At 56.9% G+C, this 12,024-nt stretch carries 5 protein-coding genes and 2 pseudogenes; 6 read left to right on the top strand and 1 reads right to left on the bottom strand.

Features of this window, described 5'->3' with window-relative positions; genetic code table 11:
• Positions 1–237: 237 nt before the first annotated feature.
• From M3I56_RS39600 to M3I56_RS39575, 6 genes and pseudogenes are all read left to right on the top strand, one after another.
• A pseudogene (locus M3I56_RS39600) lies at positions 238–2,529 on the top strand (restriction endonuclease); the annotation flags it as partial.
• Between the two features lie 2 nt (positions 2,530–2,531).
• Positions 2,532–3,137, top strand: coding sequence for a hypothetical protein (locus M3I56_RS39595; protein ID WP_254358517.1), 606 nt, complete (start codon positions 2,532–2,534; stop codon positions 3,135–3,137).
• Positions 3,138–3,164: 27 nt separating this feature from the next.
• Positions 3,165–6,011, top strand: coding sequence for a site-specific DNA-methyltransferase (locus M3I56_RS39590; RefSeq protein WP_254358516.1), 2,847 nt, complete (start codon positions 3,165–3,167; stop codon positions 6,009–6,011).
• Between the two features lie 200 nt (positions 6,012–6,211).
• A complete protein-coding gene (locus tag M3I56_RS39585; protein WP_254358515.1) occupies positions 6,212–8,353 on the top strand; it encodes a UvrD-helicase domain-containing protein in 2,142 nt (713 codons plus the stop codon).
• 102 nt (positions 8,354–8,455) lie between these two features.
• Positions 8,456–8,578: pseudogene (locus M3I56_RS39580) on the top strand (recombinase family protein); the annotation flags it as partial.
• A 164-nt stretch (positions 8,579–8,742) separates the two neighbouring features.
• Complete coding sequence (locus M3I56_RS39575) at positions 8,743–10,017, top strand: hypothetical protein (protein WP_254358514.1); 1,275 nt, start codon at positions 8,743–8,745, stop codon at positions 10,015–10,017.
• Positions 10,018–10,438: 421 nt separating this feature from the next.
• On the opposite strand, the gene M3I56_RS39570 is transcribed toward M3I56_RS39575, so the two are convergent.
• A complete protein-coding gene (locus tag M3I56_RS39570; protein WP_254358513.1) occupies positions 10,439–10,951 on the bottom strand; it encodes a hypothetical protein in 513 nt (170 codons plus the stop codon).
• Positions 10,952–12,024 lie beyond the last annotated feature (1,073 nt).

Below are 12,024 nucleotides of genomic sequence, written 5' to 3'. Positions count from 1 at the left end.
GCGTTCCCCGACAACCGCATCCTCGGAGCTGCCACGCTCGATCGGCTACGGCATGGCGCCTACCGTGTCGTCATTGAGGGTGAGAGCTTCCGCAAGCCGAAACCGATGCCCGAGAACGGCGAAAACGCGGTTGCAAAATCAGGCAAAAAAACGCATTCTTGAGTCCCTTCGAAATCGCGTTTCGGGGCCATTCCAAGTGGCCTCATTACGCCGATCATCCCCGGCTCGATTACGCCGATCCGTGACACCATCGAATGCGGCATCGTCAAGCTACCACGCGTGCCTGTCGCCGACAACATTCCCGGTGCTGAGATGCCGATGTTCCGCAACCTGTGGGAACACATACGCACCAAGATGCCAAAGAAAGGACGAGGCAAAACGGAGGGCTTGAACCCGCTCGAGCTACCAGCACAATTGCAGACCGCGCTGGAAGCCCTGTATGGCCACTACGAAAAGACATTCGCGCTCTGGCAGGAAGCCAAGATCGCGGTGCCACCTTGTTTTATCGTCGTATGCAATAACACCGCAACTTCAAAGCTCGTGTACGACTACATCTCAGGTTTTACACGTGCAGACGGTACACACGAACCTGGTCGGTTGCCGCTGTTTCGCAATCAGGACGACTACGGCAATGCGCTCGGTCGACCGCGCACGTTGTTGATTGACAGCGAACAGTTGGAGTCCGGCGAAGCGTTAGATGATAGTTTCCGGAGCATGGCAGCCGATGAGATCGACCGTTTCCGCCGCGAGATCGTCGAACGCACCGGCGATGCCCAGGCCGGCCAAAATATCACCGACCAAGACCTGCTACGCGAGGCGATGAACACCGTCGGCAAGGCAGGCCGGTTGGGTGACTCCATCCGCTGCGTAGTCTCTGTCTCTATGCTCACCGAGGGCTGGGACACCAATACCGTTACCCATGTGTTAGGCGTGCGCGCGTTCGGTACGCAGTTGTTGTGCGAACAAGTAATCGGCCGCGCACTGCGCCGCCAATCTTACGAACTCAATAGTGAGGGCTTGTTCAACGTCGAATACGCCGACGTGCTAGGCATTCCCTTTGACTTCAACGCCGAACCTGTCGTTGCTCCGCCGCAAAAACCACGTGAAACCATCCAGGTAAAGGCGCTGCGAGAACGCGAGGCGTTGGAGATCCGCTTTCCGCGCGTGCAGGGCTACCGCGTGGAACTGCCCGAAACACAGTTGCGCGCGGAGTTCACGGACGACTCGCGCATGGAGCTCACGCCCGCGCTGGTAGGTGCCACCGAAACACGCCAGTCCGGCATCATCGGAGAGCAGGTGGACTTGAACTTGGTTCACACAGGTGACGTTCGCCCTTCACAGGTGGTGTATGAGTTGACCTCCCATCTTCTGTTGACTCGCTTTCGCGACGCTGATGGGCAGCCACAGCTGCATCTGTTCGGTCAGCTCAAACGCATCGCCCGTCAATGGCTGGAAGGCTACTTGGACTGCAAGGGTGGCACCTACCCCGCACAACTAAAATATAAAACGCTGGCCGACGACGCTTGCGAACGCATCAATGCCGGCATTACCCGCGCCTTCCTTGACCAGCGGCCCATCCAAGCGGTCCCCGACTCCTACAACCCGGTGGGCAGCACGCGCCATGTGAGCTTTAATACGTCGAAGACCGAACGCTGGGATACCACTGGCGCAGTCATTGAGGGCCAGTCGCCCGGGCCACGTTGCCACATCAACTGGGTCATCCTCGACAGTGACTGGGAGGCTGAGTTCTGCCGCGTGGCCGAGGCTCACCCACGCGTGCGCGCCTACGTGAAAAACCACAACCTTGGGCTGGAGGTGCCGTACCGCAAGGACGGCGAACCCCATCGCTATCGCCCCGATTTCATTGTGCGCGTGGATGACGGCCACGGCGATGAAGACTTGCTAAACCTGGTCGTCGAGATCAAGGGCTATCGTGGCGAAGACGCGAAGATCAAGAAGGAAACCATGCTCACCCACTGGGTCCCCGGCGTGAACCGGCTGGGCACCCATGGGCGCTGGGCCTTTGCCGAATTCGTGGATGTTTGGCAAATGCAAGACGACTTTCGTGAACGCGTTGACGAAGCATTTGCTCGAATGATCGAGTCGGCATCCGAGCGAGAGTTCACAGCATGGACGCAAGCTGCCAATTGCGCTGAAGTATTGCTTGCACCTGCCGCCAAGGCAAACCCTTGGGTTTCCGCAGTGGCACAAATGCTTTGGAGTCTGGTTGCGCAGAGAGAAGACGGCTTTATCGACCTCGTGGATGTAGATAAAGCCGCACGCGCATTGAACCGAGACGACTTGGATGTCTTCTCGGTGCTTTCCATGCTCACTGGTGATCGATTCGGTCAGTTTAGTATGCGACTTCAACGGACTGCGGACGGTGCGCCCGTAGTCCTGGAGCAAGTCGTCGAACGCCTACGAGCATGGCGGGAAGCAGGCACCATGAGCGATAGCGACTGGCGCGCTTGGGCGTCGTCGATCAGCGTGTCATGGCGGGCCAACGGCAGAGCGGGGGAACGAGGATGACGGTGTCCAAGAGTACGGCGTTTGAGCTCGGTGAGTTGATACTGCGCAAGGCGCCGGAGTACCTAGATTTGTTGAGTCAGGACGACGCCGTCTTTGAAAAGGCCTTTGACGTCCACTTGGGGCGTGCCGTGCAAGAACTTGAGGCCAACAGTAAAAATTTCGCGCTATTGAAGGAAGACGGCTTGACGGCGGTGTTGGCCTTGGCGCTGAAAGTCCCCGGCCTCGACGTTAGTCAGCAGCTCCACTCCAACGGCCACGTGGACATCACCATCAAAATTCGTGACGGTCACCTCACGCGGACGAAGTTGGGCGAGGCGAAGATCTACGACGGCCCTGAATGGCACCTCCAAGGGGTAAAGCAGCTCCTTGGCTACAGCACGGGCCGTGAATGCAGAGGGCTGGTGATTGCTTACGTCAAGAAAAGCAATATTGAAGGCTTGATGGAAAAAGTCCGCAAAAAAATGGACGAAGAGCTTCCTGAACAACAACAAGGGGCGACCATGGATCACCCATCCAAGTGGTGCTTTCTTTCAAAGCACCTCCATTCTAGTGGCGCGGTGGTCGAAGTTGGTCACGTCGGCTGCAATATGCACATCGCCGGCGAATGAACTATTGGCATCGCACGAGAACCTGAAATGGCCACCAAAAGTAACAAAGCACCCCTCGTCGTAGACACGCTCAAACACGAAAGCGCAACGCGGAAAAACATCCCCACGGCCGAATACCAGTCGGTCATGGCAAAGGATGAGCAAAGCCCCAAGCCCGTGGCATATGAACGCGCGGGCAGCCAAGGCCTGCAGGAAGAAAAGGCTGGGCGCAATCGCGACATGGATCCGCAACTCGTCTGGCGCGGCAAGGACGAACAGGACTGGTCGAGCCTTATAGTGCAGGCTCCGCCGCTGTACATCCAAGAAAAGGTGCACCCGAAGGTGCTTATCGACGATCTGCGGCGCGAAACCGAGCGGCAGCGCGAAGCCAAGGAGCGCGGCAAGGGCCGGTCCGGCGATCAGGTGGACCTGTTCGCCGACTTCAACGGCCTGCCTAGCGACAATGCGCGCACCGAGTTCTACCAGCACGACGCCCATTGGGCCAACCGCATGATCCTCGGCGACAGCCTGTCGGTGATGGCTTCGCTGGCTGAGCGCGAGGGCCTGCGCGGCCAAGTTCAGTGCATCTACTTCGATCCGCCCTACGGCATTAAATTTAACAGCAATTTCCAGTGGAGCACCACAAGCCGCGACGTGAAAGACGGCAACGCTCAGCACATCACACGCGAGCCGGAACAAGTGAAGGCCTTCCGCGACACTTGGCGCGATGGCATCCATTCCTATCTGACCTATCTTCGCGACCGGCTGACAGTAGCTCGGGATCTGCTGGCCGAGTCGGGATCGATCTTTATTCAAATCGGGGACGAGAACCTCCACCGTGTCCGTGCGTTGATGGATGAGATCTTTGGGGAAGAAAACCTAGTAGCTCAGATTTCGTTCAAGACAACGGACCCATTGGGACAGGTTGGCGTGGCTCGTGTGTACGACTTCCTTGTCTGGTTTGCCAAAGATGTGTCGAAGTTCAAGTTCCGCGGGCTTTACAGAGATCGGGATATCAGTGGCGACAAAGAGTATCGTTTCAGCGACTCTCTGGATCTTTCTGAAGGCTCTATCGACCGCTCCAATGAGGAATTTTTGAACTCAGTGTATCGCCGGAGAAATGCGACGTCTTCCGGCTTCACACCTAGTTGCACGTTTCCTCTGTCATTGTTTGGTCGGAATTTTCCACCGCCCGGCGGAAAGAGCTGGTCGAGCAATTCGGAGGGTATGGCGCGAGTAGCCAAGGCAAACCGACTTTTTATACTTGGCAAAGACCCTTACTACAAGCAGTATCACAGGGACTTTCCCTATTCTCAATACGAGAACGTGTGGACGGATAAGCCCGCAGCTCAATCAAAGCGATATGTTGTGGAAACCGCTGAAAAGTTCATTCAGCGATGCGTATTGATGACCACCGACCCCGGAGATCTCGTCCTCGACCCCACCTGCGGTTCCGGCACCACTGCATACGTCGCTGAGCAATGGGGCCGCCGCTGGATCACCATCGACACTTCGCGTGTCGCACTCGCGCTCGCACGCGCCCGCATCATGGGCGCGCGTTACGCCTATTACCTGCTGGCCGACAGCCGCGAAGGCCAGTTGAAGGAAGCCGAGATCACACGCAGTGTGCCCTCCACTGCGCCCGTGCATGGCGACGTGCGCCAAGGTTTCGTCTATGAGCGCGTGCCACACATCACACTAAGGTCCATCGCTAACAATGCTGAGATAGACGTGATTTGGGAGCAGTACCAGCAGGTGCTGGAACCCTTGCGGACGGCGCTCAACAAGGCAATCGGTGAGGCATGGGAGGAATGGAATATTCCGCGGGAGGCTGATGATAAGTGGCCAGAAAAGGCGAGGCGCCTGCACGCGCAGTGGTGGCAGCAGCGCGTTGCTCGCCAGAAGGAGATCGACGCTTCTATTGCAGCTAAGGCGGAGTCTGAGTACCTTTACGACAAGCCTTACTACGACAGGAAGAAGGTGCGCGTGGCCGGCCCCTTTACGGTGGAAAGCCTCTCGCCCCATCGCGTGTTGGCTGTGGGCGCGGATGACGAACTGATCGACCCGGCGAGCGTGCAAGTCGCCGAGCGACAGGCGGAGTACAACGCCGAACGTAACTTCGTCCAGATTATTCTGGAGAACCTCAAAACGGCCGGCGTGCAGCAGGCACACAAGCAGGACAAGATCGGTTTTACCTTGCTCACTCCTTGGCCTGGAGATCTGGTTTGCGCCGAGGGCCGCTATGCAGAAGGGCAGGTCGAGAAGCGTGCGGCAATCTTTATTGGCCCTGAGTTCGGCACTGTGGCCCGCCCCGACTTGGTCGCCGCTGCGCGTGAAGCGGGCGATGCCGGCTTCGACGTGCTGATCGCCTGCGCCTTCAACTACGACGCACATTCTAGTGAGTTCGAAAAGCTTGGTCGCATCCCCGTTCTTAAGGCGCGCATGAACGCCGACTTGCACATGGCCGAGGATCTGAAGAACACCGGCAAGGGGAACCTGTTCGTGATTTTTGGCGAGCCCGACATCGACATCCTCGATGCAGGCCCGTTCGGTGGCGAGGACCAGGTGCGCGCGAAGGTGAACGGCGTGGACGTGTTCCACCCCAACACTGGCGAGGTGCGCAGCGATGGGGCAGAAGGCATTGCATGCTGGTTCATCGACACCGACTATAACGAGGAAAGCTTCTTCGTCCGCCACGCCTACTTCTTGGGCGCAAACGACCCCTACAAATCCCTCAGGACCACCCTCAAAGCGGAGATCGACCTCGACGCTTGGGCTACGCTCAACAGCGACACCTCGCGACCGTTTGACAAGCCGAAATCGGGGCGTATTGCTGTGAAGGTGATCAATCACCTAGGGGATGAAGTGATGAAAGTATTCCGGATTGGAGAATAAGAAGGCCAGGGATTAGTTCATGTTCGTCAATCCGACGATTGCACCATGGATAACGCGAGCCGGACGTCATTCCGGAGTCCCAGCGTCGCCTTTCTGGCAAGAAAGGTTTGGCGACCTGCTGGAATACGTTCGGCTGATCGCTTTTGCGAAGGACGCTGTGAAGATTTGGCCGATCGTCTGATCAACAGGAGCCCACTCGCATGGACTTTCGCATCGCCGACACTTTTACCGACAGCCTCGCCCGACTGACCGGCGAGGAGCAGAAGCTCGTCAAGACGGCGGCTTTCGATCTGCAAATGAATCCGGTAAACCCCGGCATGCAGCTGCACAAGATTGAGCAATCAAAAGACAAGCATTTCTGGTCGGCGCGGATGAGTCGTGATCTGCGGTTGATTGTGCATCGCACGGCGTCGAGTTTTTTGCTCTGCTATGTAGCGCACCACGATCAGGCCTATCGCTGGGCCGAACGCCGCAAACTGGAGGTGCACCCAACAACCGGTGCCGCGCAGTGGGTGGAGATTCGTGAACGGGTCGAAGACATAGTCGTACCTTCGGCGCAGAAGGTGCCGTTGTCGTCGGCATTTCTCCCCACAAAGCCGGCCTTGTTCGCGCACTGTTCTGACGACGATTTGTCGGCCTATGGCGTGCCGGCTGAGTGGTTGGCCGATGTACGCGCTGCAGACGAGGACGCCTTGCTGTCTCTGGCGGATCACCTGCCTGCTGAAGCGGTTGAGGCTTTGCTTGAACTAGCAACAGGTGGTAGCCCCGCGTTCGCAATGGCCGCTCCCGCGGACGCCGATCCTTTCGCGCACCCCGACGCGCAGCGTCGATTCCGCGTGATGCGTGATGTGGAAGAGCTGGAGCGCGCCCTCGAATTTCCTTGGGACAAGTGGACGATCTTCTTACACCCTGCCCAGCTGCAATTGGTGGAGCGGGACTATTCCGGACCGGCCCGCATTGCGGGCTCTGCAGGCACGGGAAAGACCATCGTCGCCTTGCACCGGGCTGTGTTTCTGGCGCGCAATCATCCGGATAGCCGCGTCCTGCTGACCACGTTCTCGGACACGCTTGCATACGCGCTGCACGATAAGCTTCGGCGCTTAATCAGCAACCAGCCGCGGCTGGCGGAGCGGCTAGAAGTGCTGTCGCTGAACTTCATCGGTCGGCGACTGTACCAGGCGCAGTGCGGCCAAGTGCAGGTCGCCTCGCGTGAAGAACTACGTGCACTGATGCAGACCTCATGGGCCGAGTGCGCGCCAAATTTGGGAAGCTTGAAGTTCAGCTTCTCATTTCTGTTCAACGAATGGGAGGAAATGGTCGATGCCTGGCAGCTTGACAATTGGGACGACTACCGTGACATAAAGCGTTTGGGCCGAAAAATCCGGTTGTCGGAGGCACAACGTTTTGCACTGTGGCAGGTGTTCGAAGTTCTACATGCCAAGCTGGCGAGACGGCGGCTAACAACTTGGGCACGACTGTTCACGCAGCTTGCACAAGCACAACTACAGCGGTCGGCAGTTGGCCAGACCCCAGTCTTTGACCACGTAGTGGTCGACGAAGCGCAGGACATCAGCGTGTCGCAGTTACGCTTTCTGACGGCGCTGGCGGGCACCACTCCCAACGGTTTGTTCTTCGCAGGCGACTTGGGACAACGCATCTTCCAGCCGCCCTTCTCTTGGAAATCACTGGGCGTGGACGTGCGCGGACGCTCTCGCACGTTGCACGTCAACTACCGCACCTCGCATCAGATTCGCGTCCAAGCCGATCGTCTACTGGGCCCGGAAGTGTCGGATGTGGACGGCAACACGGAGGATCGGTGTGGCACGGTCTCGGTGTTCAATGGGCCGAAGCCAGCAATCGGTCTTTTCGGCGACGAAGAACAAGAGATTCATGCCGTAGCAGACTGGTTGCGGGCGCGGGTCGCAGAAGGCACGCCGGCGCGTGATATCGGCCTTTTCGTCCGCTCCGATGCTGAAATCGGGAGGGCGCAAGCAGCTGCCAATCGTGCCGCTTTGGGGTATGCGGTACTTGATGACAGGTTGGCAGCGATCACTGCGATGCCCGGGGCAGCGCCCGACCTATTGAACATCGGTACGATGCACTTGGCCAAGGGACTGGAATTCCGGGTTGTCGCGGTAATGGCCTGCGACGATGAAGTTTTGCCGTTGCAAGAGCGCGTCGAATCCGTGGCTGACAAAGCTGATCTAGAAGAGGTGTATAACACGGAGCGGAACTTGCTCTATGTGGCATGCACGCGGGCACGAGACCAATTGCTGATTACAGGCATTGAACCCGGATCGGAGTTTCTGCAAGACATGCAGTACATCCGACGAGCTTCTTAATTTTGGCGTGCGGGTCCGCCTGCGTTCCTTTCACACTGTCGTATTCACCAGAGACGGTTGAAGGATGAAGGGCGCACGATAAACGCGTCTGCGCGCGTAGCATCGGCGTTCGCTACATGGCGCGCTGAAAGCGGAGCGAGCATATGGGAGACTGCGGAGAAGTTCGGCGTCGACACCGCCACGGTCAAACGCGCGTGCGCTGACGCTGTCAGAGAGGCGTCCTGACCTGAATGTCAGGACCGGATGCGTTTATGCCCGCTATCTGCGTTATGCATAATTGTATGCCACCTGTCCGTACCCTATGCGAAACAGCGCGCAACTATTACCATACCTTTTCGTATGGTTGATTCTGGCCTGTCAGCACTTACGGAAGCCAACGGGGTAACGATATGAAAGAAGAGGACAAGGACGTTTCCGAAAATAATGTGTTGGCGGCGAAAAAGGTGGGCGCGGCCGCAGCATCTGAATCGCCAGAGAATGCAACCACCACTACCGATGCGCATCTCAAGCACGAGAGCAAGAAAGCAGGCGGTGTAAAAAAGGCTGCAGCCAAAAACGCTGCTGCAAAGAAAGCTACTCCGAAGAAGGCGGCCAAAGGCAAGCCCTCATCTGCAGCCGGAGGAAGATTTCGCGGAGCGGTATCGAAACGGACGTTTCCCGTATACGGTCTGAAAGACTGCTGTGACTTGGCCTCGGTCATCCGTGAGTACAACGCAGGCAACCCGTGGTCGCCTAAAGAAGTTGCGGCCGCGCTGAAGATGGGTGCCAGTACTAACTTTTACTACCTGACCGCGGCGTCGCGAGACTACGGAATTACGATCGGAACGCGTGATACTGCGAAGATCGAGCTGACCGATTTGGGGCGTAAAGTTGTTTACCCGAAGAGCCCTGCGGAATTCTCTGAGGCGTTGACTACCGCATTCCGAAATGTCGCATTGTTCTCCAAGGTGTACGACTATTACCAAGGAAAGAACCTTCCGGACATTCAATATCTGAAGAACACGCTCAAGACTGAATTCGGTGTTGAAGAGCGTTTTCAGGACGATTTTTATGATTTGTTTCAAAAAAATATCGCCTACCTGAAAGAAAAGACAGGTGAGCTACCGACGACTGCGCAAGGTAGCAGCAAGATGTCCAGCCCTGCGGGACAGAGTGATTCGATTATTCTCGGTGAGTCGTCGGACTCAGGCACACTGGTAGCATTCGTTGCAATGCCCTTTTCTGAGAAAACCTCGAACTACCCGAAAGGTTATTTCGATGAAGTGCTGAAGCACCTAATTACACCTGCGGCTGTAAAAGCGAATTTCAACGCCCGCACGGCAAAGAAAGCAGGTAGCGAAGTCATCCAATCGACCATCGTTAACGATCTGGATTCTGCAGATTTGGTGATAGTTGACTTGACAGAACACAATCCGAACGTCCTTTTTGAACTTGGCATGCGCATCGCGTTCGATAAACCTGTATGTCTCATTCGCGCAAAAGGGACTGCGCCTATCTTTGATATCGATCACATGCTGCGTGTATATGACTACAACCCGTCTATGTGGCCTTCCACTCTCGAAACGGACATCCCGGCGCTGAGCAATCACATTGCCGAGACGTGGAAGCAACGGGACGCCGACCGGTCTTATCTCAAAATTCTGCGAGATAATAAAAGCACTTGAGGCGTTCAGCTAAGTGGAGGGTTCATCTGTCGCCCTCAAGACATGAGGGCTAGCGCCGCGCAAAACGAATTATTCAGGCCGGGCTAGCTAATGACAGTTGCCGGGCAGGTGCGGCTCGTCAGTCCCCCCCGTGGCGCCTCATGGGCCTATCGGTCAGCAAAAGACCGGGGCAAAGAAATAGCGAGCAGGACTGCGATCCGGCATTGAAGCCGTAAAGATGTAGTGGGGCGATATGCGGCATCTGACGGCTTCGCGGACGCCTCGACGGTGACATGAGGGGAATGCTCCGCAGACCTTGTATTTGCGGGGCACGTCGCCCCCCTTGTGTGGCTGCGTAGCGCGAATTTTCGCGCTACGGTGAGTTCAAGACTACCGGATGCTCTGAAAAAGTGCCTCGACAAAGCCCCGCCCTGCAACTGCGCTAGTTTTGCAACTGCTGGACGATCAGCGTGTAGGTCGTGCCATCCGGTTCGGTCGCAACCAGCCGATCCTTATTCAGTTCGACCTCTGTGTCGATTTGTGTCGTGATGGGTTGTGCACCGGCCCAATGATCGAGCACTCCCTCGACTCTGGCCTTCGTTCCATCTGTTCCAATTTCGGTCACAGCCAACTTCGCGCCATAACCAAATTGTGCATTGCCTTGCCGGGTGATCTGCTGGCCGAAAGACGGCGTTCCGGATAGAGCAAGTTGCGGGATTGGCTGCGTTACATTGCCATTTGCGTAGCGGATAACGAAGACCGTAGCATATTGTTTGAGCGTGGATTGCTCTCTCCAAACTCCGTGGGAGCAAATCAACATGGGCGAGGTAACGATAGACGTTTGTTCGCCCCATTTATCGCATTGTGCGCCAGCTGTGGGCGACGACTCTGCGTGTGCACTGTTTATTGCCCCACCGATGAAAAGTACCACGGCAACTTTGTAGATATCACGCATCACGCATCCTCTCGAGAGTAAGGGTTCATGGCGTGTTAACGGCAATTTGGTCTCGGTGCTTGAGGCCGATCGATGAACATCAAGCTGACCGGACCGAAAACGAGCGAACGTTATGCACAACGGATCATCTCGGAGCAAGTAGCGGCTTGACCACTTTTTTACCAACAAAACAGCTTCCTCGCTTTCGCTAACTGCGATTCGCAATCAGCGTGACGGCCGCTTCGTGAACAAGCCGATAGGAGTAAGCAGCCGCATTGACGTCCATATCTTCGCGCCTGGGCGATGCGCGCGGGGAAACGAGCGCAAGCTCGCGTCCGCCCGTCCGCAGCCCCGTGGCCGCGTGCGCAGCCCCTCGACGCCGACATTCAGACAAGCGAGCAAAACGCACTCTGGCCGATATTTGATAGTTGATTTTTCGGTCGGGAAAAACCACGCAAGTCGTTAATTTTTCTGGTTTTTTCACCATTTCTGGCGGAGAGAGGTCCTCCCTCTCCGTTTTCAGCCCTTTTCGAGCTGGTCAGGCCAGTGTCAACTGGTACGAGGTCGATGTAAACGTTCGTTTTGCGGCCGGGGATTTTGGGAGATTGAAAAATTGAGGTCGGCAGCACTTCGGCAGTGCGCCGCCGTCCGCTACCTTCTTTCGGCGGTAACTAACTAGCGCGGTGCAGCAACCTTCAAGATAGTTGGATGCGATACACCATAGTCTTTTGCGACGCCACGCGCTGTTTCGCCCTTGGCGAGCCGAGCGCGGATTTCTGCTTTCTGTGTGTCGGTGAGCGCATCGTGCCGCCCCAGCTTCTTTCCTTCGGCGCGTGCGCGTGCTAGTGTCACCTTCCGGCATAAAGGAGCCGGGTATTTCCGGCATATAGGCGCCAGCAGAAGTGGGTAGAAACGAGCATCTTTGTGGTTTAAGAATGGGCCGTTTAAGTCGCGTTTGCAAGGTTCAAGTGATGCTCCGGAAGGTGCCGCGGGCTTCGATAGGAGTGACCGTCGAGCACGAGGCAATAAGCGTTGTGGCGCAGCCGGTCGAGCGTGGCCGAGGCGAGCAGACGGTTAGACGGGAACGCCTGGTC

The organism is Paraburkholderia sp. CNPSo 3281 (genome assembly GCF_024206515.1).
Classification (GTDB): Bacteria; Pseudomonadota; Gammaproteobacteria; order Burkholderiales; family Burkholderiaceae; genus Paraburkholderia; species Paraburkholderia nodosa.
The sequence above is the reverse complement of the archived record's forward strand: the minus strand, read 5'-3'. Positions and strand labels throughout refer to the sequence as shown.

Excerpts from the sequence above, each read along its gene's own strand:
- M3I56_RS39590 (WP_254358516.1), top strand. The coding sequence starts at position 3,165 with ATGGCCACCAAAAGTAACAAAGCACCCCTCGTCGTAGACACGCTCAAA.
- M3I56_RS39585 (WP_254358515.1), top strand. The coding sequence starts at position 6,212 with ATGGACTTTCGCATCGCCGACACTTTTACCGACAGCCTCGCCCGACTG.
- M3I56_RS39575 (WP_254358514.1), top strand. The coding sequence starts at position 8,743 with ATGAAAGAAGAGGACAAGGACGTTTCCGAAAATAATGTGTTGGCGGCG.
- M3I56_RS39570 (WP_254358513.1), bottom strand. The coding sequence starts at position 10,951 with ATGCGTGATATCTACAAAGTTGCCGTGGTACTTTTCATCGGTGGGGCA.